Origin of the sequence: Streptomyces sp. NPDC059037, from assembly GCF_042740015.1 — a bacterium.
Taxonomy (GTDB): Bacteria; Actinomycetota; Actinomycetes; order Streptomycetales; family Streptomycetaceae; genus Streptomyces.
The window spans coordinates 1-22165 of record NZ_JBHYIG010000068.1 but is presented as its reverse complement, the minus strand read 5'-3'; the positions used below and the strand labels follow the sequence as shown (position 1 = coordinate 22165).

Annotated in this window: 26 protein-coding genes; 20 read left to right on the top strand and 6 right to left on the bottom strand. The window is 71.8% G+C overall.

Translation table 11 applies throughout. The annotated features are described in order from the left end of the window. Positions 1–185 precede the first annotated feature (185 nt). The 4 genes from ACFWY6_RS16680 to ACFWY6_RS16665 all read left to right on the top strand — a co-directional run bounded on the left by ACFWY6_RS16680 (position 186) and on the right by ACFWY6_RS16665 (position 4122). Complete coding sequence (locus ACFWY6_RS16680) at positions 186–1430, top strand: NYN domain-containing protein (RefSeq protein WP_384690374.1); 1245 nt, start codon at positions 186–188, stop codon at positions 1428–1430. A 107-nt stretch (positions 1431–1537) separates the two neighbouring features. Next, on the top strand, positions 1538–2551 hold the full coding sequence (locus ACFWY6_RS16675) for an ABC transporter ATP-binding protein (RefSeq protein WP_384690401.1): 1014 nt from the start codon (positions 1538–1540) through the stop codon (positions 2549–2551). A gap of 49 nt (positions 2552–2600) precedes the next feature. Further along, positions 2601–3422 carry an ABC transporter permease gene (locus ACFWY6_RS16670; RefSeq protein ID WP_360763294.1) on the top strand — a complete coding sequence of 274 codons (822 nt, stop codon included), beginning with the start codon at positions 2601–2603 and terminating at the stop codon, positions 3420–3422. A gap of 34 nt (positions 3423–3456) precedes the next feature. Next, positions 3457–4122, top strand: coding sequence for a DUF2567 domain-containing protein (locus tag ACFWY6_RS16665; protein ID WP_384690370.1), 666 nt, complete (start codon positions 3457–3459; stop codon positions 4120–4122). Between the two features lie 146 nt (positions 4123–4268). Here ACFWY6_RS16665 and ybaK read toward each other — a convergent pair whose 3' ends face one another. The 4 genes from ybaK to ACFWY6_RS16645 all read right to left on the bottom strand — a co-directional run bounded on the left by ybaK (position 4269) and on the right by ACFWY6_RS16645 (position 8314). Then, the gene (gene ybaK / locus ACFWY6_RS16660; protein ID WP_384690397.1) at positions 4269–4772 is read right to left on the bottom strand and encodes a Cys-tRNA(Pro) deacylase; all 504 of its coding nucleotides are present in this window, start codon (positions 4770–4772) and stop codon (positions 4269–4271) included. A 47-nt stretch (positions 4773–4819) separates the two neighbouring features. Then, positions 4820–5560, bottom strand: a complete 741-nt coding sequence (locus ACFWY6_RS16655) for an LON peptidase substrate-binding domain-containing protein (protein WP_384690367.1) — start codon at positions 5558–5560, stop codon at positions 4820–4822. 11 nt (positions 5561–5571) lie between these two features. After that, complete coding sequence (locus ACFWY6_RS16650; RefSeq protein ID WP_384690364.1) at positions 5572–6579, bottom strand: hypothetical protein; 1008 nt, start codon at positions 6577–6579, stop codon at positions 5572–5574. Positions 6580–6727: 148 nt separating this feature from the next. Further along, positions 6728–8314: an oxidoreductase gene (locus ACFWY6_RS16645; RefSeq protein ID WP_384690361.1), complete on the bottom strand. Its 1587-nt coding sequence runs from the start codon at positions 8312–8314 to the stop codon at positions 6728–6730. Positions 8315–8514: 200 nt separating this feature from the next. Here ACFWY6_RS16645 and hisD point away from each other — a divergent pair, with 200 nt between their 5' ends. The 10 genes from hisD (at position 8515) to ACFWY6_RS16595 (ending at position 16271) form a co-directional block, all read left to right on the top strand. After that, positions 8515–9858, top strand: coding sequence for a histidinol dehydrogenase (gene hisD, locus ACFWY6_RS16640; protein WP_384690358.1), 1344 nt, complete (start codon positions 8515–8517; stop codon positions 9856–9858). Then, the gene (locus tag ACFWY6_RS16635) at positions 9855–10961 is read left to right on the top strand and encodes a histidinol-phosphate transaminase (protein ID WP_384690356.1); all 1107 of its coding nucleotides are present in this window, start codon (positions 9855–9857) and stop codon (positions 10959–10961) included. The genes hisD and ACFWY6_RS16635 overlap by 4 nt, the downstream gene beginning before the upstream one ends. After that, positions 10958–11551, top strand: a complete 594-nt coding sequence (gene hisB / locus ACFWY6_RS16630) for an imidazoleglycerol-phosphate dehydratase HisB (RefSeq protein WP_361818244.1) — start codon at positions 10958–10960, stop codon at positions 11549–11551. Before ACFWY6_RS16635 ends, hisB begins: the two co-directional genes overlap by 4 nt. Positions 11552–11556: 5 nt before the next feature. Then, positions 11557–11721: a hypothetical protein gene (locus tag ACFWY6_RS16625; protein WP_266868031.1), complete on the top strand. Its 165-nt coding sequence runs from the start codon at positions 11557–11559 to the stop codon at positions 11719–11721. 16 nt (positions 11722–11737) lie between these two features. Then, positions 11738–12382, top strand: a complete 645-nt coding sequence (gene hisH, locus ACFWY6_RS16620) for an imidazole glycerol phosphate synthase subunit HisH (protein WP_384690352.1) — start codon at positions 11738–11740, stop codon at positions 12380–12382. Positions 12383–12399: 17 nt separating this feature from the next. Beyond that, a complete protein-coding gene (gene priA, locus ACFWY6_RS16615) occupies positions 12400–13125 on the top strand; it encodes a bifunctional 1-(5-phosphoribosyl)-5-((5-phosphoribosylamino)methylideneamino)imidazole-4-carboxamide isomerase/phosphoribosylanthranilate isomerase PriA (RefSeq protein ID WP_361818420.1) in 726 nt (241 codons plus the stop codon). Beyond that, complete coding sequence (locus tag ACFWY6_RS16610; RefSeq protein ID WP_384690350.1) at positions 13122–13523, top strand: RidA family protein; 402 nt, start codon at positions 13122–13124, stop codon at positions 13521–13523. The genes priA and ACFWY6_RS16610 overlap by 4 nt, the downstream gene beginning before the upstream one ends. Next, positions 13520–14275, top strand: coding sequence for an imidazole glycerol phosphate synthase subunit HisF (gene hisF / locus ACFWY6_RS16605; protein WP_384690347.1), 756 nt, complete (start codon positions 13520–13522; stop codon positions 14273–14275). The genes ACFWY6_RS16610 and hisF overlap by 4 nt, the downstream gene beginning before the upstream one ends. A gap of 132 nt (positions 14276–14407) precedes the next feature. After that, complete coding sequence (locus ACFWY6_RS16600) at positions 14408–15010, top strand: helix-turn-helix domain-containing protein (RefSeq protein WP_384690344.1); 603 nt, start codon at positions 14408–14410, stop codon at positions 15008–15010. Between the two features lie 13 nt (positions 15011–15023). Next, positions 15024–16271 (top strand): MFS transporter, encoded by a 1248-nt coding sequence (locus ACFWY6_RS16595; RefSeq protein WP_384690340.1) that lies wholly within the window; start codon positions 15024–15026, stop codon positions 16269–16271. Between the two features lie 25 nt (positions 16272–16296). Here ACFWY6_RS16595 and ACFWY6_RS16590 read toward each other — a convergent pair whose 3' ends face one another. Continuing rightward, positions 16297–16932: a TIGR03085 family metal-binding protein gene (locus tag ACFWY6_RS16590; RefSeq protein ID WP_384690338.1), complete on the bottom strand. Its 636-nt coding sequence runs from the start codon at positions 16930–16932 to the stop codon at positions 16297–16299. Between the two features lie 81 nt (positions 16933–17013). On the opposite strand from ACFWY6_RS16590, the gene hisI reads away from it, so the two are divergent. After that, on the top strand, positions 17014–17394 hold the full coding sequence (gene hisI, locus ACFWY6_RS16585) for a phosphoribosyl-AMP cyclohydrolase (RefSeq protein ID WP_384690335.1): 381 nt from the start codon (positions 17014–17016) through the stop codon (positions 17392–17394). 12 nt (positions 17395–17406) lie between these two features. Here hisI and ACFWY6_RS16580 read toward each other — a convergent pair whose 3' ends face one another. Then, positions 17407–17895, bottom strand: coding sequence for a hypothetical protein (locus tag ACFWY6_RS16580; RefSeq protein ID WP_384690331.1), 489 nt, complete (start codon positions 17893–17895; stop codon positions 17407–17409). Positions 17896–17974: 79 nt separating this feature from the next. On the opposite strand from ACFWY6_RS16580, the gene ACFWY6_RS16575 reads away from it, so the two are divergent. The 5 genes from ACFWY6_RS16575 (at position 17975) to trpC (ending at position 22039) form a co-directional block, all read left to right on the top strand. Further along, positions 17975–19477 carry an anthranilate synthase component I gene (locus ACFWY6_RS16575; protein ID WP_360763328.1) on the top strand — a complete coding sequence of 501 codons (1503 nt, stop codon included), beginning with the start codon at positions 17975–17977 and terminating at the stop codon, positions 19475–19477. Next, the gene (locus ACFWY6_RS16570) at positions 19461–20147 is read left to right on the top strand and encodes a TIGR02234 family membrane protein (RefSeq protein WP_384690328.1); all 687 of its coding nucleotides are present in this window, start codon (positions 19461–19463) and stop codon (positions 20145–20147) included. Before ACFWY6_RS16575 ends, ACFWY6_RS16570 begins: the two co-directional genes overlap by 17 nt. A 91-nt stretch (positions 20148–20238) precedes the next feature. Further along, a complete protein-coding gene (locus tag ACFWY6_RS16565) occupies positions 20239–20472 on the top strand; it encodes an HGxxPAAW family protein (protein ID WP_360763332.1) in 234 nt (77 codons plus the stop codon). 126 nt (positions 20473–20598) lie between these two features. After that, positions 20599–21042 (top strand): DUF2752 domain-containing protein, encoded by a 444-nt coding sequence (locus tag ACFWY6_RS16560; protein ID WP_384690325.1) that lies wholly within the window; start codon positions 20599–20601, stop codon positions 21040–21042. Positions 21043–21229: 187 nt separating this feature from the next. Continuing rightward, positions 21230–22039 (top strand): indole-3-glycerol phosphate synthase TrpC, encoded by an 810-nt coding sequence (gene trpC, locus ACFWY6_RS16555; protein WP_361818226.1) that lies wholly within the window; start codon positions 21230–21232, stop codon positions 22037–22039. Positions 22040–22165: the final 126 nt, after the last annotated feature.

Sequence of the window (22165 nt, the reverse complement as noted above, 5' to 3'; positions counted from 1 at the left end):
CGCGCATTTCAGAGAATTACCGTGCGTAACAAGCTGTCTCGTGGGGCGAAGTCGAGACACGCCACGCCGAAGATCGAGTTCCGGCCGTTAACCTCCGCAGGGTCGGGCAGACTCGAAGGAAACCCGAAGCATTACTTCCCGAGCCATGACTTCCAGGGAATCTCCAGGGAAAGAGGGTGGATCGCGTGGACCGCTGCATCGTCCTGGTGGACGCCGGGTATCTGCTGGGTGCCGCCGCGAGTCTCCTCGCGGGCGAGCCGTCCCGGTCCCGGATCACCGTCGATCACGCCGCCCTGATCCAGGGCATCCGAGAGCGCGCCGAGTCCGACACCGAGCGCCCCCTGCTGCGGATCTACTGGTTCGACGGCGCCCCCGACCGCGTGCCCCAGCCGGAGCACCGCAGGCTGCGGGTCATGCCGCGCGTGACGGTCCGGCTCGGCGCGCTGACCCGCAGCGACGGGCGGTGGGCCCAGAAGGGCGTGGACGCCGCCATGCACGCCGAGTTGACGGAGCTGGCCCGCAACCGCGCCTGCTCGGACGTCGTGCTCGTCACCGGCGACGGGGACCTGCTGCCCGGCATGATGGCCGCCAAGGAGCACGGCGTCGCCGTCCACCTGTGGGCCGTGCAGGCCGCCGACGGCGACTACAACCAGTCCGAGGACCTGGTGGCCGAGGCCGACGAGCGCCGCGTCCTCGACCGGGCCTGGATCACCAAGGCCGTACGCGCCAAGGAGCTCACCGGCGTCTGCGCGCCACCGCCCGCGCCGCGCCCGGAGATCGCCGCGATCCTCTCCGCGCCCCTTCCCGAGTCCGCGCTCGCCGCCGGCGCCCAGCGGGCCGCCGAGGAGGCCGCCGGCGTACAGCACACGGAGAGCACGGCCAACGGCGACAGCGCCGCCCCCCACCACATCCCCGCGGGCAAGGGCGTCCCCACCCCCAAGGACCTGGCCGCCCTGCGCGGCCCCGGCGCCCCGGCCGCCGCGCAGCACCCCACCAACGCGACGCTGCGCTGGTCGTCCGACAAGGGCTGGGTCGAGCGGCCGGGCGGCGCCGCCGAGAGCGCGGAGGCCGCGGCGCTGCCGACGCTGGCCCAGCTGACCACGGCCGAGCAGCGCTGGGCCGACCGCGAGGAGGACATCACCACCGTCGGCGGCGACCCCTTCGAGGTGGGACAGGTGTTCGCGCGCCGCTGGATGGCGCGCCTGCCCGAGCAGCACAACCTGCAGAAACTCTCGACGATGTACCCGCGCATCCCGCACCGCGTCGACGGCGAGCTGCTGCGGTACGCGGCCCGGTTCGGCCTGCTCGCGCACAAGGACGACCAGATCGACGAGCACGACCGGTACGCGATCCGGGCGGGCTTCTGGCGGGAGATCGACGTCCACACGGCGGTCGAACACGCGCCGGTGGGCGACCGCTCGGGGGAGTGACACACGCGTACGGAGATGACCGATACAGGGCGTACGGGGCGCCCCGGGCGTCGTGCCGGACGCGGGACCCCGTACCCTCGTCCTTCGTGAGTACGCGCTCGGCACAGGTGGTCCGCCAAGGGCTCCGACAGGGTCACGGCAGCGATGCCGTCTGCGCGGTGCGCGACCTCGTCAAGACGTATCCCGCCGCCCGTGGCCGGCGCGGCACGCCCGCGACGCCCGAGGTGCGCGCCACCGACGGCATCAGCCTCGATGTGATGCGCGGCGAGATCTTCGGCCTGCTCGGGCCCAACGGCGCCGGCAAGTCCACCCTCGTACGCCAGCTGACCGGCCTGATGCGGCCCGACAGCGGCGGCGTCGAGATCCTCGGCCACGACATCCTGCGCCACCCCGAGCGGGCCGCGCGGATCCTCGCCTACCTGGGGCAGGAGTCCACCGCGCTCGACGAGTTGACCGTCTCGCTCGCCGTCGAGACGACCGCGCGCCTTCGCGGCCTCGATGTGCGCGCGGCGCGGGCCGAGCGCGACGGCGTACTCGAAGAGCTGGCGCTCACCCCTCTCGCGGCGCGGCCGCTGAAGAAACTCTCCGGCGGGCAGCGCAGGCTCGCCTGCTTCGCCACCGCGCTGGTGGGGGAGCGGCCGCTGCTCGTCCTCGACGAGCCGACGACCGGCATGGACCCCATCGCGCGGCGCGCCGTCTGGGGCGCCGTCGACCGGCGCAGGGCCGAGCGCGGCACGACGGTCCTGCTCGTCACCCACAACGTCATCGAGGCTGAGACGGTCCTCGACCGTGTCGCCGTCCTCGACCACGGCAAGGTCATCGCCTGCGACACCCCGGCCGGACTCAAGGAGCAGGTAGCGGGCGAGGTGCGGGTGGAGCTCGTCTGGCGCGACCGGGCGCCGCTCGACGTCCCCGAGGTGGCGGCGCTGCGCTCGTCCGCGGTGGAGTCCGGGCGGCGCTGGTCGCTGCGGCTCGCCCCCGACGAGGCACGGGCCGCGGTCGGGGCGATCACCGGCGGGGCCGCCTTCGCGTCGCTCGACGACTTCACCCTGGCCACGCCCAGCCTGGAGGACGTCTACCTTGCCCTGGGCGGGAATGCCAAGGGGCTGGTAAAGGCGTGAGGTCTGCCAGCCGGCGAAGAGACAGGCACATGATCAGGAGGGGCGTCCGATGAGTGCGGTTCCTTTGGAAGCCGCGGTACGGGCTGACGACGGCTACGAGCGGCAGACCGAAGCCCCCGCGCCCCTTGGGCCCCGCGCGCGGCTGTTCCCCGCGCTCTCGGCCGTCTACCGTGCGCAGCTCTCCCGGGCGCGGGTGGCCCGCATCCCCCTGCTCTTCGTGGCGACCTTCCAGTCCGTCGGGATCATGATCCTGATGCGCGGCGTGGTCGACGGCGGCGGCGAGGCGCATGCCGTGGTCGCCGGGTCCTCCGTGCTCGTCGTCGCGTTCGTCGCGCTCAACCTGCTCGCGCAGTACTTCGGGCAGCTGCGGTCCGACGGCGGGCTCGACCACTACGCCACGCTGCCCGTGCCGCCCGCCGCGGTGGTCCTCGGCGCCGCGGCCGCCTACGCCTCGTTCACCGTGCCCGGCACGCTGGTCACCGCCGTCGTCGGCTGCGGACTCTTCGGCCTTCCGCTCACCCATCTGTGGGTGCTCGTCGCGGTGATCCCGCTGGCCGGCGCCGCGCTTGCGGGGCTCGGCGCGGCCCTCGGGCTGCTCGCGCCGCGGCCCGAACTGGCCACACTGCTCGGCCAGTTGGGCATGTCGGCGGCGCTGCTTCTCGGTGTGCTTCCGGCCGAGCGGATGCCTCAGATCCTGCAGTACGCGCGTGACCTGCTGCCCTCGACGTACGGAGTCGAGGCGCTCGCCCGCACCTTCGGGCCCGATCCGGACTGGGCGGCCGTCGGGTTCGACCTGGCGGTGTGCGCGGGCGTCGGCGTCGCCTCCCTGGCGCTCGCCACCTGGGCGTACCGCCGGGCGGCTGTGCGGTGACGCGGTCCGTGGGCACTACTGGCACCATGTGTGGGTGACTGCACCGCTGACGCCCTCCCAACCGCCCCACGGCGAGTCCCCGCACGACCCCTGGCAGCAAGCCGCCAATCCGTCCGGAGACGTTCCCCCGTCGGCTCACGAGGAGGACGGGCCCGGCATGAAGACCGAAGTGCGGCAGGCCGTGGTCATCGCGGTCGCGGTGGCCGTCAGCGGCGTACTGCTCGGGCTGCTGTGGGTGTGGCTCGCGCCGCGCGTGCCGCTGATCTCGGACGGCGAAGCGGTGTACCTCAAGGACACCGAGGGGGAGCAGGCGATCGGGGTCGACGGAACGTTCACTCTGCTCGCGCTCGCCTTCGGCGCGGTGAGCGGACTCGTCGTCTTCCTGCTGCGCAAGCGCGGCGGGATCCCGCTGGTCGTCGGCCTCACGGCGGGCGGTCTTCTCGGCGCGGTGCTCGCCTGGCGCCTCGGGATCTTCCTCGGGCCCGAGACGGATGTCGTCGCGCACGCGAAGTCGGTGGGCAAGGGCGTGGTGTTCGACGCGCCCCTGGAGCTCAAGGCCAAGGGCGCGCTGCTCGCGTGGCCCGTTGCGGCGCTGCTCGTGCACCTGGGTCTGACCGCGCTGTTCGGGCCGCGGGATCCCGAGCCGTACCCCCTCGCCTACGGGGATCCGGCTCGGCCCGAGGACAGCTCGAACAGTTAGGCAGGGCGCCTCCCGTGGTTCGCCCTGCCCTTCCTCACCCGCCACTTCCTCTTGCGCGTCTTCTTCGACATGAGGGTGGTACTAGTCGAGAACCGGGCGGGCGTCGAGGGTCACTTCACGCCTGATGCCGAAGGGGCTCGAAGGGGTTATTCGCGGCCGATCGGGGCCAGCACCGCGCCGGTCAGCGCCGCCAGGTCGGCCGGGGCGAGTTCCACCTCAAGGCCGCGGCGGCCCGCCGACACACAGATCGTGGCGTGGGCGGACGCCGAGTCGTCCAGGACCGTGCGCAGCCTCTTGCGCTGGCCGAGCGGGGAGATGCCGCCCCGTACGTACCCCGTGGTGCGCTCGGCGGCCGCCGGGTCGGCCATCACGGCGCGCTTGCCGGAGACCGCGGCGGCCAGCGCCTTGAGGTTCAGGGTGCCCGCCACGGGGACCACGGCCACCGTCAGCTCGCCGTCCACCTCGGCCACCAGGGTCTTGAAGACGCGGTCGGGGGAGACGCCCATCGCCTCGGCCGCCTCGTCGCCGTACGAGGGATGCGCGGGGTCGTGTTCGTACGCGTGGACGGTGTAGCCGGTGCCCGCCGCGGTGAGGGCGACCGTGGCGGGGGTGCCGCCCGTGCCCGACTGCTTCTTCTGCTTCTTCGCCAAAGCGCTCACGCCTTACGTCATGCGTCGTACGTCGGATGCGTCGTACGTCAGTTGAGGCTTGTGGTGCCGCGGGTGAGGTCCGTCGCGGGCAACGACGGCAGATTACGGATGATCGCGGTCTCCGCGCGAAGGAGTTTCAGCTCGTCGCGCAGGCGCGCGGCGGTGTCCGGGGCTTCGAGCAGCCGCTGTTTGGTCGGGGTGTCGAGGACGGCCGCCGCCGCGACCAGATACGACACCACGGACGGGTCGTCCGGCAGCTCGGCGCCGGTCGACAGGGACCGCTCGCGCGCCCCGGCGAGCCGCTTCTGGTAGGCGCGGAACGCCCGCAGGACGCCCGCGGCCAGCGTGCCCGCCTCCTCGCCCGGCTCCTCGGGCAGCTCCTCGACCTCGGCGGTCAGGAAGGCGCCCGAAGCGTCCACCGAGTGCAGCCGCACCCGCGTGGTGCCGGTGGCCAGGACCTCGAAGCCGCCGTCGGCGCGCTCCCGGATCGTCGCCGCGTCCGCCACACAGCCCACCGCGTGGAAGGCCTTGAGCGGGTCGTCACCGAACCCGGCGGCGGGCCCCTGCTCGGGCTGCGAGGTCGGGTCCGGGAGGCCGGGGGCGCTCGGCGCCACTTCGAGGCCGTCGCGGATCGCGACGACGGCGAAGAGCCGCTGCTCCTCGTCGGGCGTCTTGAGCAGCTCGCGCATCATGGCGCGATAACGCTCCTCGAACACGTTCAGCGGGAGCACGAGCCCCGGGAACAGCACCGAGTTGAGCGGGAAGAGCGGAAGCCGGACGGTGGTCACGAGCCAAAAGCCTAATGGTCGCCGCGGTGCGCACGTCCGCGCCCGGTGCGCAGCGGGGTCGTGGACGCCACTTCGATGCGCACGCCGTCGCGCAGTTCGAGGAACTGGCCGAGCGGATCGTCGGCGAGCCGGTCCCAGGGGAACGACGTCGCGTACGGCCCGATGAGGCGCAGCTGTCCGAGGGCGTCGTGCCAGCGTTCCAGGCGGACCAGGACGTAGACGAGGAGGTTGCGGACCTCGGCCGGCCAGGGGTCCCCGGCCTCGTACTCGGCGGACAGGGTGATGCCCAGGTCGGCCGCCGCGTCCAGGCGCTCGCGCGGCACGTTCCCCGACGCGCTGGTCAGATAGGCGAAGGCGGCCCGCGCGGGCAGCGCCTGGATCAGCGAGCCCGGCAGCGCGTCACGGGCCGCGCGCTCGGCGAAGTCGAAGCACTGGCGGTGCGAGCCGTACCAGGTGGCCGAGAGGTACTGCAGGGCCGAGGCATGGCAGCCGTAGTGGTGCGAGGAGCGGCGCACCGCCTCGGCCCACACCTCGTCGAAGACCGTCTGCGACGCGTGCGTGCCGCGGGCGTGGTCCAGGGCGATCCGCCAGGGCACGGGGTCGCGCGGGTCGGCCTCGGCGGCCGCGGAGAGCAGCGGTGCCGTCTCGCGCAGGAGTTCGGCGCGGGCGGGCGACTCCCAGCCGCGGACGACCGCGAGTTCGGCCTTGACGAGCAGCGCGTCCGGGTCGTGCGGGCTGGCGGACTGCCAGTCGTCGAACCACTCGGAGCGGGAGCGGGCGAACGCGGCGAGGCGGGTGGTGTAGCGGTCGCGGTTCTCCCACTCGGCGGCCTCGCGGGTCATGGCGAGCAGCTTGGCGGCCGGGCCGTGGTCGCCCCGGCCCGCGGCGACCAGCGCAGGGCCGAGCCGGTCGTCGGGCACGTCGAGGAGCACCTCGTCGTCGGGGGTCAGGCCGGCGGCGAGGAGCGGGGTGTGCTTGACCATCCGGGTGGTGCGGATCAGAGCGCGCAGCAGGTGCATGGTGTGGGTATTGAAAACCGCAGGTGGGAGCAGTACCAGGGGGTAGTTGGTGACGCTTTCGCATCGGTCGTTCGGTTGCCTGGACCTTGGTCAAGGGCAGGCAAAATCTGAAGCCCCGTTAGCCCCCTGGCGCCCCCCGGGGACCTCCTCAGTTCCTCCGCAGCAGCCGTGTCGCCCCCGCCGCGACCGTCGTCGCGAGCACCCAGCCGAGCAGGATGAGGATCGCCGCGAACCACTGCCAGCCGCCGCGCAGTTGCCAGTAGCTGTCCTGGCCGAGGTTGATGACCGGGAGCAGCAGGTCGAGGGAGAACAGTGCCGGGTTCCAGTTCGGGTGCTCGCCCGGCTTGATCGCCGGATGGTCCGCGCGCGTGAAGGCGACCGCGCTCACCGCCCAAAGGACCGCCATCCAGAGCGCCGCCCGGCCCGGCCGGTAGCCGTAGGCGACCGTCCAGTCCTGGGCGAAGCCCCAGAGCTTCGCCGCCAGCGGCAGGGTCTCGCGGCGTCTGCGCTGCTTGGCGAGCAGCACCTCGCGGGCGTCGGCGTCCTCGCCGCCGTTGCGCAGTACGGTGGCCAGCTTCTCGTACGGCTCGGGGTTGTACTCGGCGGTCGCGGCCGCCACCCAGCTCAGCCGCCGGGAGAGCGGGAAACTGCCCTGCGGGACGAGGTTCTCGTAACTGAAGCCGCCCATCTGGAGGCCGCCGGGGCCCGGCCAGCTGGTCGACTTGTCGATCAGGTTGACGACCTTCGCGCCGGACAGCACGACCTTGCCGCGCTGCGGGGCCTCGCCGAGGAAGCGCAGCTCGGGGGTCTGGACGCGGCGCAGCGACACCTCCTGGTCGTTCTCCAGGGTGAAGCGCGCCTGCCCGAGGTCCACCGCGTCGCCGAACCGCCCGTCGTCGAGCCGGATGCCGCCCTGGGACTCGAAGCGCTGCATGCGGGTGCCGCGCGCGGGCGTCTGGCCGCTGGTCACGTCGCCGGGCGAGCCCGGCGTCAGGTAGAGCGTGCGCTCCACCGTCAGCTGCGGGGCGTTGAGCGCGCGCGGCCCGTACGGATTGGCGAGCTTGCTGCCGCGCAGGCTGAAGGAGACGCCGATCTTCGCGCCGCGCAGGCTCAGCTGGCCGTGCGACTCGATCATCTCCGCCTGCAGGTCCTGCCCGACCGAGAGCCCGTCGCCCATGATCGAGTAGCCGCGCCGGTCGCGGTAGATCACGGCCTGGCTGAGCAGCAGGTCGGTGCCGATCTGGGCGTCCGTGAGGCGCATGCCGTTGTGGATCCGGCAGCGCGGCAGATGCAGATCGCCCTCGGTGTGCAGGCGCGCCGCCTCCACCCGTGGGATCGAGCAGTTGACCAGGCGCAGGGTGGTGAACTTGGCCTCGGGGAAGAGCACTTCCTTCTCGAAGCGGCAGTGCTTCAGCTCCGCGTAGGGGAGGATCTCGCCGCCCGCCAGATCGAGTACGTCCGTGATCTGCAGCCCCGCCAGCTTCAGCGAGGAGACCCGGCCGGTGAGCGAGGGCGGGCCGTCGAGCAGCAGCATGCACACGATGCGTGCGCGCACGCTCCGCTCCGGTCCCCAGGGATGGCCGCCGTGCGGATCGTCCGCCATCGGGTCCCCCGACCGGAGGTCGTAGACGCTGCCGTTGCGGAAGGCCTGCCACATGCCCATCTCGGCGGCGGTCAGCCAATCCGGCGGCTCTCCGGTGTCGGTGCCGTCGACCACTGCTGGTGTCCTCCCCATGCCGCAATGTATTTGTGCCTCGTACACCTGTTCATGCCCGCTCAGTGACGGCCTGAACGCTAGTGGTGAACGTGGTCTTACGAAAAGTGAGGGGCAGCGCGAAGCGCTTCGGGTAGGGCGGTGGTGGGTGACGGGTGGGTCTATATCAGCCAGTGATACGGGCGTCCGAGCGAAGTTGCGGGTCTGAGAGAATTGGGCCTGTGATCTCCCGAATCGATCTGCGCGGCGACGCCCTCCCCGAGGGCCCCGCCCTGCGCGCCCTGCTGCCCCGTGCCGACTTCGACGTCGCGGCCGCCCTGGAGAAGGTGCGGCCCATCTGCGAGGCCGTGCATCATCGTGGCGACACGGCGCTGATCGACTACGCGGAGAAGTTCGACGGCGTACGGCTCGAGCAGGTCCGCGTCCCCGCGGCCGCGCTCGCCGAGGCCCTCGCGGGTCTTGAGCCCGCCGTGCGCGAGGCGCTCGAGGAGTCGATCCGCCGCGCCCGCATCGTCCACCGCGAGCAGCGCCGCGCCCCGCACACCACGCAGGTCGTGCCCGGCGGCACGGTCACCGAGAAGTGGGTGCCGGTCGAGCGCGTCGGGCTCTACGCGCCGGGCGGCCGCTCCGTCTACCCGTCCTCCGTGATCATGAACGCGGTCCCCGCGCAGGAGGCCGGCGTCGAGTCGATGGCTCTCGCCTCTCCGCCGCAGAAGCCACGTTTTGAAGGAGACACAGCCGGCGGGCTTCCGCACCCCACCATCCTCGCCGCCTGCGCGCTCCTCGGCATCGACGAGGTGTACGCGGTCGGCGGCGCCCAGGCCGTCGCGATGTTCGCGTACGGCACCGAGACCTGCGCCCCGGCCAACATGGTCACCGGGCCCGGCAACATCTGGGTCGCGGCAGCCAAGCGCTACTTCACCGGACGCATCGGCATCGACACCGAAGCGGGCCCCACCGAGATCGCGGTCCTCGCGGACGACACCGCCGATCCGGCGCACGTCGCGTCCGACCTGATCAGCCAGGCCGAGCACGACCCGCTCGCGGCCGCCGTGCTCGTCACCGACTCCGTCGACCTGGCCGACGCGGTCGCCAAGGAGCTGGAGCCGCAGGTCGCCGCCACCAAGCACATCGAGGACCGGATCCTCCCCGCGCTCGCCGGACGCCAGTCCGCGATCGTCCTGGTCGACGGCCTGGACGAGGGCCTGCGCGTAGTCGACGCGTACGGCGCCGAGCACCTGGAGATCCAGACCGCGGACGCCGCCGCCGTCGCGGAGCGCGTGAAGAACGCGGGCGCGATCTTCGTCGGCCCCTGGGCGCCGGTCTCCCTCGGCGACTACTGCGCGGGCTCCAACCACGTCCTGCCCACCGGCGGCTGCGCCTGCCACTCCTCCGGGCTCAGCGTCCAGTCGTTCCTGCGCGGCATCCACATCGTCGACTACACGCGGGACGCGCTCGCCGATGTCGCCCACCACGTGGTGACGCTGGCGGAGGCGGAGGATCTGCCCGCGCACGGTGCGGCGATCAAGGCTCGCTTCGGATGGAAGGTGCCGGAGAGCAAGTGACCACCATCGACGACCTTCCCGTACGCGACGAACTGCGCGGCAAGTCCCCTTACGGGGCGCCCCAGCTCGACGTACCCGTTCGCCTGAACACGAACGAGAACCCCTACCCGCTCCCCGAGCCGCTCGTCGAGCGCATCGCCGAGCGGGTCCGCGAGGCCGCCCGCGACCTCAACCGCTACCCCGACCGGGACGCGGTGGAGCTGCGCACCGAGCTCGCGCGCTACCTCACCCGCACCGGCGGCCACGAGGTCACCCTCGCCAACGTGTGGGCGGCCAACGGCTCCAACGAGGTCATCCAGCAGCTCCTGCAGACCTTCGGCGGGCCGGGACGCACCGCGATCGGCTTCGAGCCCTCGTACTCGATGCACGGCCTGATCGCGCGCGGCACCGGCACGGGCTGGATCTCCGGCCCCCGCACGGACGACTTCACCATCGACTTCGAAGCCGCGGCTAAGGCCATCGCCGAGAACCAGCCCGACGTCGTCTTCATCACCACGCCCAACAACCCCACGGGCAACGCCGTTTCGGCCGAGACGGTCATCGCGCTCCATGAAGCGGCGCAGGCCGCCAAGCCGTCGATGGTCGTGGTCGACGAGGCGTACGTCGAGTTCAGCCACGGCGACTCGCTGCTCCCGCTGATCGAGGGACGGCCGAATCTCGTCGTCTCGCGCACCATGTCGAAGGCCTTCGGCGCGGCCGGTCTGCGCCTCGGCTATCTGGCCGCCGCCCCGGCGGTCGTCGACGCCGTCCAGCTCGTACGCCTGCCGTACCACCTGTCGGCCGTCACCCAGGCCACCGCGCTCGCCGCCCTTGAGCACACCGACACGCTCCTGAAGTACGTCGAGCAGCTCAAGGCCGAGCGTGACCGGCTCGTCGGCGAGCTGCGTGCGATCGGCTACGAAGTGACCGATTCGGACGCCAACTTTGTGCAGTTCGGGCGGTTCGAAGACGCCCACACGGTCTGGCAGCGGATCCTCGACCGGGGCGTCCTGGTCCGGGACAACGGAGTGCCCGGCTGGCTGCGGGTCACGGCCGGAACCCCCGAAGAGAACGACGCGTTCCTCGATGCGGTACGCGAACTGAAGAAGGAGCAGCAGGCATGAGCCGCGTTGGACGGGTCGAACGCACCACGAAGGAGACGTCGGTCCTCGTCGAGATCGATCTCGACGGCACCGGCAGGGTTGAGGTGTCGACGGGAGTCGGCTTCTACGACCACATGCTCGACCAGCTCGGCCGCCACGGCCTCTTCGACCTCACGGTCAAGACCGAGGGCGACCTGCACATCGACACCCACCACACCATCGAGGACACCGCCCTCGCGCTGGGTGCCGCCTTCAAGCAGGCGCTCGGCGACAAGGTCGGCATCTACCGCTTCGGCAACTGCACGGTCCCGCTCGACGAGTCGCTCGCCCAGGTGACCGTCGACCTCAGCGGCCGCCCCTACCTCGTGCACACCGAGCCCGAGACCATGGCGCCGATGATCGGCACGTACGACACGACGATGACCCGGCACATCCTGGAGTCCTTCGTCGCGCAGGCGCAGATCGCCCTGCACGTGCACGTGCCCTACGGCCGCAACGCCCACCACATCGTGGAGTGCCAGTTCAAGGCCCTGGCCCGCGCCCTGCGTTACGCCTCCGAGCGTGACCCGCGTGCCGCCGGAATCCTCCCCTCCACGAAGGGCGCGCTGTAACCGCCATGACCGGTCTCAACACCATCCTCATCGTCGTCGGCCTCTTCCTGATCGGCGGCATCATCTCCTTCGTCAAGCAGGGGATGCCGAAGAGCCTGATCACGCTCCTGTCCATCGGCGCCGCCATGTGCCTGACCGCGGGCATCCTGCGGCTCGACTACTGGAACTGAGGGGGACGCAGCGATCATGAGCACTCCCCAGAAGAAGGTCGTCGTCTTCGACTACGGCTTCGGGAACGTCCGTTCCGCCGAGCGGGCCCTCGCGCGCGCGGGAGCCGACGTAGAGATCACCCGTGACTACGACAAGGCCATGAACGCCGAGGGTCTGCTCGTCCCCGGCGTCGGCGCCTTCGCCGCCTGCATGCAGGGGCTCAAGGAGGCGCGCGGCGACTGGATCGTGGGCCGCAGGCTCGCGGGCGGCCGCCCGGTGATGGGGATCTGCGTCGGCATGCAGATCCTCTTCGCGCGCGGCATCGAGCACGGCGTCGAGACCGAGGGTCTCGACGAGTGGCCGGGCACCGTCGCGCCGCTCAAGGCCGACATCGTGCCGCACATGGGCTGGAACACGGTCAAGGCGCCCGAGGACTCCGAGCTGTTCGCGGGCCTCGACGCCGACGCCCGCTACTACTTCGTGCACTCGTACGCCGTGCACGCCTGGGACTTCGAGGCCGGCAACCCCGCCTTCCGCGCCCCCAAGGTCGCCTGGACCACGCACGGCGAGCCGTTCGTGGCCGCCGTCGAGAACGGCGCGCTGTGGGCCACCCAGTTCCACCCCGAGAAGTCCGGCGACGCCGGCGCCCAGCTCCTCACCAACTGGATCGGAACCCTCTAGGGATGTCAGGGATTTCTGTGAGCAAGCTCGAACTCCTCCCCGCCGTCGACGTCCGCGACGGCCAGGCCGTACGCCTCGTGCACGGCGAGTCCGGATCGGAGACCTCCTACGGCTCCCCGCTGGAGGCCGCACTCTCCTGGCAGCGGTCGGGCGCCGAGTGGCTGCACCTGGTCGACCTGGACGCCGCGTTCGGCACCGGCGACAACCGCGCGCTGATCGCCGAGGTCGCGGGCGCCATGGACATCAAGGTCGAGCTGTCCGGCGGCATCCGCGACGACGACACGCTCGCCGCGGCCCTCGCCACCGGCTGCACCCGCGTGAACCTGGGCACCGCCGCCCTGGAGACGCCCGACTGGGTCGCCAAGGTCATCGCCGAGCACGGCGACAAGATCGCGGTCGGCCTGGACGTACGCGGCACGACCCTGCGCGGCCGCGGCTGGACCCGCGACGGCGGTGACCTCTACGAGACGCTTGAGCGCCTCAACTCCGAGGGCTGCGCGCGCTATGTCGTCACGGACATCGCCAAGGACGGCACGCTGCAGGGCCCGAACCTGGAGCTCCTGCGCAACGTCTGCGCGGCGACGGACCGTCCGGTCGTGGCATCGGGCGGCGTCTCGTCACTCGACGACCTGCGCGCGATCGCCGAGCTCGTCCCGCAGGGCGTCGAGGGCTCCATCGTCGGCAAGGCGCTGTACGCGAAGGCCTTCACCCTGGAAGAGGCCCTCGCAGCGGTGGCGTCATGAGCGACATCGTCCGCAGGGTGAGCTCGGGCGGACCGTGGGAGGAAGCCATCGGCTACTCCCGCGCCGTCGAGCTCCCCAACGGCCTTGTCCTGGTGTCGGGTTGCACGTCGGTGGTGAACGGCGTGATAGACGCCGGAAACCCCTACGAGCAGGCGGCCAACGCGTTCCACGTGGCCGTCGAGGCGTTGAAGAAGCTGGGCCTGGGTCGCGAGCACGTCGTACGCACCCGCATGTATCTGACCCACGCGCGGGACGTGGACGAGGTCGGCCGGGCCCACAAGGAGATCTTCGACGACGTCCGCCCCGCCGCATCCATGATCATCGTCTCCGGCTTCATCGACCCGAGCCTGGTCGTCGAGGTCGAGGTCGAGGCATACCGGGGAGCTGAGAGCTCATGACCCTGGCCGTACGAGTGATCCCTTGCCTGGACGTGGACAACGGCCGGGTCGTCAAGGGCGTCAACTTCCAGAACCTGCGCGATGCGGGTGACCCCGTCGAGATGGCCAAGGTGTACGACGCCGAGGGCGCCGACGAGCTGACCTTCCTGGACATCACGGCGTCCTCCGGCAACCGCGAGACCACGTACGACGTGGTGCGCCGCACCGCCGAGCAGGTCTTCATCCCGCTCACGGTGGGCGGGGGAGTGCGCACGGCGGAGGACGTGGACAAGCTGCTCCGGGCCGGCGCCGACAAGGTGGGCGTGAACACGGCCGCCATCGCGCGCCCCGAACTGATCCGCGAGATCGCGGAGCGGTTCGGCCGCCAGGTGCTCGTGCTCTCGGTGGACGCGAGGCGGACCCCGTCCGGGGGCTTCGAGGTGACGACCCACGGCGGCCGCAAGTCCGCCGGGATCGACGCCGTCGAATGGGCCCACCGGGCCGCCGAGTTGGGTGCGGGGGAGATCCTGCTGAACTCGATGGACGCGGACGGCACGAAGGACGGCTACGACATCGAGATGATCACGGCGGTACGCCGCCACGTCACGGTGCCGGTGATCGCCTCCGGCGGCGCGGGGAAGCTGGAGCACTTCCCGCCCGCCATCGCTGCGGGCGCGGACGCGGTGCTCGCGGCCTCGGTCTTCCACTTCGGGGATCTGCGGATCGGTGAAGTGAAGGAGACGCTGCGGGGGGCGGGGCACCCCGTTCGCTGAGGCGCTCTTCTGCTGCTCTTCGGGTAAGCCCCGGCCGCCCTGTGGCGGCCGGGGCTTACTGCTGCAGAGATGCGAAGGGAAACTTGCGCAATTTATATTGCGCAAGTTTTCTTTTGTATCTACCGTGAAAGCATGAACGACAAGCAGACCGAGCCCAGCGAGCTCCGCCGCATCACCGACCTCGGCACGCTCAAGGCGTTCGGGCATCCGCTGCGCCTGAAGATCTACAGCACGCTGCGGGTGGCGGGCCCGTCGACCGCCTCGCAGCTCGCCGCGCAGGTCGACGAGGCGGTCTCGCTGGTCAGTTACCACCTGCGCAAGCTGGCCGAGCACGGCCTCGTCGTGGAGGCCGAGGCGCAGAGCGGGGACGCGCGCGAGCGGTGGTGGCAGGCGGCGCAGGAGACCTTGAGCTTCCGGCACGAGGACTTCAAGGACTCCCCCGAGGGGGTCGCCGCGCACACGGCCGTCGTCCGCACCCTGATCGCCGCTCGCGACGAGCGGTACCACACCTATCTGGACCAACAGGAGGCCTGGGGCGCCGAGTGGCGCAAGGCCGCGGACCAGTCCGACTTCCTCGCCCGCCTGAACCCCGCCGAACTGACTCGGCTCAACGCCGACATCCATGCCCTGATCAAGACGTACGAGGAGCGGGGCAAGGCCGCCGAGGCGGCGGGCGACACCGAGGGGCGAGAGAACGTCGCCGTGCATCTGGCCAGCTTCCCGTTCCGGCTCTGAGAGGGCTGCCCACGTGACCACCACCGGCATACGTACGGGGTACACCGCCGAGAAACCGGCGCACCGCGATGGCAACGTCCTGCGCTGGCTCGGCGCGTACACGGCATCGATGGTCGGCGACAGCGTCTACTTCGTGGCGCTCTCCTGGGCAGCCACCCGCAGCGGCAGCCCCGCGGAGGCCGGCCTCGTGCTCGCCGTCGGCTCCTTGCCGCGCGCCGTGCTCATGCTCGGGGGCGGCGTGATCGCCGACCGCTTCGGGCCCCGCCGGGTGGTCATCGGGAGCGACGCGGTGCGCTGCGCGGTGATCCTGGCCGTGGCCGTGCTGCTCCTGGTGACGGCTCCCGGCATCTGGCTCCTGGTCCTCGTCGCCCTGGTGTTCGGTGCCGTCGACGCGCTGTTCCTGCCGAGCGTCGGTGCCCTGCCGGCACGCATCACGGCGCCGGGGCAGCTCGGCAGGGTGCAGGGCATGCGGGGTTTCGCGCAGCGTGTCGCCACGGTCGCCGCCGCCCCGGTGGGCGGCCTCGCGGTGGCAATGGGCGGGCCCGCGGCCGGGTTTGGTGTGGCAGGGGTGCTCTTCGCGGTCTCACTGGCGCTGCTGATGGCGGTACGCGTCCGGGGGCTTGTCCCGGACGAGGAGCCGGGGACCGACGACAGCGCCTGGCGTCAGCTCGTGGACGGGCTGCTGTACATCCGAGGGCACCGGGTGCTCGCCCCGCTGCTCCTGGTGGCCGCGGTCATGGAACTGGGCTTCGCCGGACCCGCCAACATCGGCGTCGTGCTGCTCGCCGACCAGCGGGGCTGGGGAGCCGCCGGGATGGCGTGGATCATAGGGGGCTTCGGGGTCGGCGCCGGCGCGGCGGCGCTGCTGCTCGCCGTGCGGGGGCGGCTCCCCAGGGCAGGAGCCGTGCAGTCCTGGGGAGCGGTGGCAGGCTCGACCGCCCTGGGGGCCATCGCCTTCGTCCCCTCGGTCGGCGCCGCAGCGGTGGCCGGCCTCTGCGTCGGTTTGTGCACGGGCCTTGGCGGGGCGCTGATCGGCGCCATGCTGCAGACCGTCACCGAGCCCGCCTATCTGGGCCGCGTCACCTCGGTGGCCACGCTCTTCACGGTCGGGATCGCGCCGCTCAGCTTCCCCGCGGTCGGAGCGGCGATCGGCGCCTGGGGCGTCGAGCCCGTCTTCGCGGCGAGCGCGGCGGTGAGCGCGGCGGGCGGAGTGCTGGGCCTCTGCTCCCGCCCCCTGCGCCGCGCCGAACTCCCACGCTGAATTTCCCGGCAGGGAAAGCCCCGGCTCAGATCCCCAGCTGCTTCGTCTCGTGCAGCTTCGCCACCGCGTCCTTGTCGCCGTCCAGTTCCACGTTCGCCGCGTCCTGGCGGCCGTACGCGAACAGCAGGAGCTCGGCCGGTTCGCCGGTCACCGTCACCACCGGGGTGCCCCGGTGTGCCACCGCCGTCTGGCCGTTGGGGCGGCGCAGGACCAGGCCGACGGGGGCGTTGCGGCCCACCAGGCGGGCCATGCGTTCCAGGCGGGACCAGAGCGCGTCGGAGAAGACGGGGTCGAGATCGCGCGGCGTCCAGTCGGGCTGGGCGCGGCGCACGTCCTCGGTGTGGACGTAGAACTCTATGGCGTTCGACGCCTCGTCGATCTGCTTGAGGGAGAAGGGCGAGAAGCGCGGCGGCCCCGTCCTGATCAGCTGGATCAGTTCCTCGTACGGCTTCGCGGCGAACTCGGCCTGCACCCGTTCGAGCCGCGCCGCGAGCTGCTTGATCAGGAGCCCGCCCGCGGCGTCCGCGCGGCGCTCGCGCACCACCACGTGGGCCGCGAGATCGCGGGCGTTCCAGCCTTCGCAGAGGGTGGGCGCGTCGGGGCCCGCCGCCTCCAACAGATCGGCGAGGAGGAGTCGTTCACGCTTTGCATGGGTCGACATACCCCCAGCCTACGACCGAGTAGCCCGTCCGCGCAGTGGACGCGGGCCGACCGGACCACCCCGGCGCGGCACAATGGCCGTATGACCGTCACGCCCCCGCCCAGCAGCCTCGCCCCCGAGATCGCCGCCCGCCTCAAGCGCGGCGCCGACGGGCTCGTCCCCGCCATCGCCCAGCAGTACGACACCGGTGAAGTGCTGATGCTGGGCTGGATGGACGACGAGGCGCTGCACCGCACGCTCACCACCGGGCGCTGCACCTACTGGTCGCGCAGCAGGCAGTCGTACTGGGTGAAGGGCGACACGTCGGGCCACTTCCAGTACGTGAAGTCCGTGGCCCTGGACTGCGACGCGGACACCGTCCTGGTCCAGGTCGACCAGATCGGCGCCGCCTGTCACACGGGCACCCGCACCTGCTTCGACACCGACACCCTCACGGTCACCTTCACCGGCACCGAGGAGTGACCGAAGCCCTCGTCACCGGCACCGCAGCGTGATCGTCTCGCCGTCCTTGAGCACGATGCGGGACGGGTCGCCGGGCAGCCGGCGCCCCGAGACGTCGGCGTGGCAGTTGTCCTCCCGTACCCGGTCGCGTACGCCCCACTCGGTCAGCAGCTGACCCAGCGTGAAGTCCTGCCACTGCTCCGACTCGACGTGCAGCGTGCCGCTCGTGTCGTGCGTGTGCAGCGGGCTGTAACGCGGCTTCGGGCCCGAGCGGTCGATGCCCAGGTCCGCGGGGACCGTGACGGGGTGGCCGCCGGAGTACACCTTCAGGGTCGTGTGGATGTGCATGTCCATCGCCTCGGCGTCGAGCATCTCCAGGCCCGCCGCCCGGACCCGCTCCGGTACGTCCTTGGGGGCGGGCCACACCACCTGGTCGGGCGCCGCGGCCGCGAACGCGGTCGTGGCAAGGAGCAGGGCGAGGGCAAGAGGGAAGAGGGCACGGCGCCCGGTCGTCGTCTTCATCGTTCCCTTCTAGTGGCTCGCCTTGAACGGGAGCGGCACCAACACCGGGCCCCCACCCACACGGCCGTAAGCTCCTCCCATGGATCTCGAGACCTTCCGCAAGTTCGCGAGCGACCGCCGAGTGATCCCCGTCAGCCGCAGACTTCTTGCGGACGGCGACACTCCGGTCGCGCTCTATCGCAAGCTCGCCGCCGAGCGGCCCGGCACCTTCCTCCTGGAGTCCGCGGAGAACGGCCGCTCATGGTCTCGCTACTCCTTCGTCGGCGTCCGCAGCGCCGCCACCCTCACCACGCGCGACGGCGATGCCCACTGGCTCGGCACCCCGCCCATCGGCGTCCCCACCTCCGGCGACCCGCTCGAGGCCCTGCGCGCCACCGTCCAGACCCTGCACACCCCGCACGACCTGGGGTCCGGGATGCCGCCGTTCACCGGCGGGATGGTCGGCTATCTCGGGTACGACATCGTGCGCCGCCTGGAGAAGATCGGCCCCGGCGAGCGGGACGACCTCCGGCTGCCGGAACTGACCATGCTGCTCACCAGCGATCTCGCCGTCCTCGACCACTGGGACGGGTCCGTGCTCCTGATCGCCAACGCGATCAACCACAACGACCTGGAGACCGGCGTCGACGAGGCGTACGCCGACGCAGTCGCCCGGCTCGACGCGATGGAGGCCGATCTGTCGCGGCCCGTCGCCCAGCCCCCGGCCGCGCTGCCACCGTCCGAGCTCCCGGAGTACACGGCGCTGTGGGGCGGCGAGCAGTACCAGGCCGTCGTCGAGGACATCAAGGAGCGCATCCGCGCGGGCGAGGCCTTCCAGGTCGTCCCCTCGCAGCGCTTCGAAACCCCTTGCTCGGCAAGCGCGTTGGACGTCTACCGGGTGCTGCGGGCGACCAATCCGTCGCCGTACATGTATCTCTTCCGCTTCGACGGATTCGACGTCGTCGGCTCATCGCCCGAGGCCCTCGTCAAGGTCGAGGACGGGCGCGCCATGGTGCACCCCATCGCCGGCACCCGGCCGCGCGGCACCACCCCGCAGGAGGACCAGGCGCTCGCCGACGAACTGCTCGCCGACCCCAAGGAGCGCGCCGAGCACCTGATGCTCGTCGACCTGGGGCGCAACGACCTGGGACGCGTCTGCGAACCCGGTTCGGTCGAGGTCGTCGACTTCATGTCCATCGAGAAGTACTCCCACGTCATGCACATCGTGTCGACGGTCACCGGACAGGTCGCCGAAGGCCGCACCGCCTTCGACGTCCTCACCGCCTGCTTCCCGGCGGGCACCCTCTCCGGAGCGCCCAAGCCGCGCGCGATGCAGATCATCGACGAGGTCGAACCGTCCCGGCGCGGCCTGTACGGCGGCTGTGTCGGATATCTCGACTTCGCGGGCGACTCCGACACCGCCATCGCCATCCGCACCGCGCTCCTGCGCGACGGCACGGCGTATGTGCAGGCGGGCGCGGGAGTCGTCGCCGACTCCGACCCGGTCGCCGAGGACACCGAGTGCCGCAACAAGGCGGCCGCGGTCCTGCGGGCCGTCCACACCGCGAACCGGCTGCGGCGTACGGATGGACGTGAGGGATAGTGGAGGGGTGACTTCTGCCGTACCAACGCCACGATCCGATGCCGCCCGTGCCGATGCCGAACCCGAGACCCGGGCCCGGCGCGGCGGGCGGCGCAGCATCGCCGTGGCCCTGCTGCTCGGCGCCGTCGGCGCGGCTCTCGCGCTGCTCGCGTCCCGCCGGGCCTGGGCCCACGGCACCGCGTCGGTGGCGGGCGGCGACCTGCCGCTGACCGCCACGGGCAGCGATGTCACGGGCGTGCCCGCGGCCCTGGCGATAGTGGGCCTGGCCGCCCTCGTCGCCGTCTTCGCGGTCCGCAAGGCGGGCCGGATGCTGGTCTCGCTGCTGCTCGCGCTGAGCGGCGCGGGCACGGTCGCCGCCGCCCTGCTCGCCGCCGACGACAGCGGCGCGCTCGACGAGAAGGCCGCCGAGGCATCCGGCGACACCGCCGCGCGGATCGGTGATCTCAGCCACACCGGCTGGCCGTACGCGGCGGCCGCCGCGGGCGCGCTGATCCTGATCGCCGGGCTGCTCGCCCTGACGTACGGCAAGTCCTGGCCCGCGATGTCGGGGCGCTACGAACGCGACGGCGCCCCCCGCCCCCGCAAGGCGGCCCCCACGGTGGACCCCGACCGGCCCGAGGACCTGTGGAAGGCACTCGACCGCGGCGAGGACCCGACGCGCGAGGCATGACCCCCGCGCTCACGGCTTTCCCGCGAGTACGGGACAATGGAGCAGTGAGCGTTCGACTCACCACCACGCAGACAGCAACAAGGAGCAAGTAATGGCGGGCACGAGCCACGGACACACCCCGGCCGCCTGGACCGGTGCCATCATCGTCTTCATCGGTTTCTGTGTTTCGGGTGCCTTCATGGTGATGGCCAACCCGCTCGGCTTCTGGGCCGGCATGGTCATCTGCGGCGTCGGCGGCCTCGTCGGCCTCGCCATGCGCGCCGCGGGCCTGGGCCAGGCCCCCAAGCGCCAGCCGCAGGCCCGGCTCGCGCCGTCCGAGGGCTGATTTTTCCCGTACGGAGATATTTCGTACGCAGCTTTCTCGTACGCAGACGAATGAGGCGGTCCGGCAGATGCCGGGCCGCCTCATTCGTATCTCCCCGCAGGGCGGCGGGCGCCCCCGGAGGGCAGAATGCGTCGGGTGAACGCTGAACCCGGGAGCACGGCGCCGGCCGCAGGCCTCGCGCTGCGGCGCCTCGCCGTGCCCGTGGGCGTGCTCGGCTCGGTCGTGGCCGCCTTCGCGTACGTGGGGACCGTCGACCCGAACGAGCCGGGCCACTACCCGCCCTGTCCGCTGCTCCGGCTCACCGGCATCTTCTGCCCCGGCTGCGGCGGACTGCGCAGCGCCCACGCCTTCATCCACGGCGACCTCGGCGTGGCGCTCGGCGCCAACGCGCTCGCCGTCGCCGGGTACGTCGTGTTCGCCGTGGTGTGGACCCTGTGGGCGGTGCGGGCGGTGCGCGGGCGGCCGCTGCGGATCGCGTTGGGGACCGGGCAGCTGTACGGCGGCGGCGTGCTGATCGCAGTTTTCACCCTCGTGCGCAATCTGCCGTTCGGGGCATGGCTGCACCCTTGATTGAACGGTGAACCCGCAGGCCCGAGGGGGTGCGGAGTGTCCAGGACGTGGGACTGGTGTCAACCGGATGCGGGGCCTTCGCCCTCCTGCGGATACCATCGCAGTGACCAACGGAATGCCTGATGAGGCAGCCGAACAGCTTGAGGTTCAAACAGCAGCTTCACCGTCAGGGAAGGGGGCCGCTCGCGTGAGTGTGCTCGACGAGATCATCGACGGAGTCCGTGCCGACCTCGCGGAACGGCAGGCGCGCGTCAGCCTCGACGAGCTCAAGGAGCGCGCGGCGAAGGCTCCGGCGGCCAAGGACGGCGCCGCCGCACTGCGCGGCGACGGGGTCAAGGTCATCTGTGAGGTCAAGCGCTCCAGCCCGTCCAAGGGCGCGCTCGCCGCGATCGCCGACCCGGCGGGTCTCGCCGCGGACTACGAGGCGGGTGGCGCGGCCGTCATCTCCGTGCTGACCGAGGAGCGCCGCTTCGGCGGTTCGCTCGCCGACCTGGAGGCCGTCCGGGCCAGGGTCGACATCCCGGTGCTCCGCAAGGACTTCATCGTCACCTCGTACCAGCTGTGGGAGGCACGGGCCTACGGCGCCGATCTCGCCCTGCTGATCGTTGCCGCACTTGAACAGCCCGCCCTGGAGTCGCTCATCGAGCGCGCCGAGTCGATCGGCCTCACGCCGATCGTCGAGGTGCACGACGAGGACGAGGCCGAGCGGGCCGTCGACGCGGGGGCGCGGGTCATCGGCGTCAACAACCGCGACCTCAAGACCCTCAAGGTCGACCGCTCCACCTTCGAGCGCGTCGCCCCCGAGCTGCCGGACAGCGTCGTCAAGATCGCCGAGTCCGGTGTGCGCGGGCCGCACGACCTGATCGCCTTCGCCAACGCGGGCGCCGACGCGGTCCTCGTCGGCGAGTCCCTGGTGACCGGCCGCGACCCGAAGTCCGCCGTCTCCGACCTGGTCGCCGCGGGCGCCCACCCGGCCCTTCGCCACGGACGGAGCTGACCCCGCCGATGTCCATCGCCGCCCGCCTCGCACCCGGCTGCCGCCCTCGCGGCTGCCGGGCGCCCGCGCGACGCGGGCGCGGCCGGCGGGTGCGGTACCTGTGACTTATACACATCAGACGCTGCC

Coding starts and splice junctions, on each gene's coding strand:
- ACFWY6_RS16670 (WP_360763294.1), top strand. CDS start 2,601: ATGAGTGCGGTTCCTTTGGAAGCCGCGGTACGGGCTGACGACGGCTAC.
- ACFWY6_RS16650 (WP_384690364.1), bottom strand. CDS start 6,579: ATGCACCTGCTGCGCGCTCTGATCCGCACCACCCGGATGGTCAAGCAC.
- ACFWY6_RS16645 (WP_384690361.1), bottom strand. CDS start 8,314: ATGGGGAGGACACCAGCAGTGGTCGACGGCACCGACACCGGAGAGCCG.
- hisB (WP_361818244.1), top strand. CDS start 10,958: ATGAGCCGCGTTGGACGGGTCGAACGCACCACGAAGGAGACGTCGGTC.
- ACFWY6_RS16625 (WP_266868031.1), top strand. CDS start 11,557: ATGACCGGTCTCAACACCATCCTCATCGTCGTCGGCCTCTTCCTGATC.
- hisH (WP_384690352.1), top strand. CDS start 11,738: ATGAGCACTCCCCAGAAGAAGGTCGTCGTCTTCGACTACGGCTTCGGG.
- ACFWY6_RS16610 (WP_384690350.1), top strand. CDS start 13,122: ATGAGCGACATCGTCCGCAGGGTGAGCTCGGGCGGACCGTGGGAGGAA.
- hisF (WP_384690347.1), top strand. CDS start 13,520: ATGACCCTGGCCGTACGAGTGATCCCTTGCCTGGACGTGGACAACGGC.
- ACFWY6_RS16600 (WP_384690344.1), top strand. CDS start 14,408: ATGAACGACAAGCAGACCGAGCCCAGCGAGCTCCGCCGCATCACCGAC.
- ACFWY6_RS16590 (WP_384690338.1), bottom strand. CDS start 16,932: ATGTCGACCCATGCAAAGCGTGAACGACTCCTCCTCGCCGATCTGTTG.
- hisI (WP_384690335.1), top strand. CDS start 17,014: ATGACCGTCACGCCCCCGCCCAGCAGCCTCGCCCCCGAGATCGCCGCC.
- ACFWY6_RS16580 (WP_384690331.1), bottom strand. CDS start 17,895: ATGAAGACGACGACCGGGCGCCGTGCCCTCTTCCCTCTTGCCCTCGCC.
- ACFWY6_RS16575 (WP_360763328.1), top strand. CDS start 17,975: ATGGATCTCGAGACCTTCCGCAAGTTCGCGAGCGACCGCCGAGTGATC.
- ACFWY6_RS16570 (WP_384690328.1), top strand. CDS start 19,461: ATGGACGTGAGGGATAGTGGAGGGGTGACTTCTGCCGTACCAACGCCA.
- ACFWY6_RS16565 (WP_360763332.1), top strand. CDS start 20,239: ATGGCGGGCACGAGCCACGGACACACCCCGGCCGCCTGGACCGGTGCC.
- ACFWY6_RS16560 (WP_384690325.1), top strand. CDS start 20,599: ATGCGTCGGGTGAACGCTGAACCCGGGAGCACGGCGCCGGCCGCAGGC.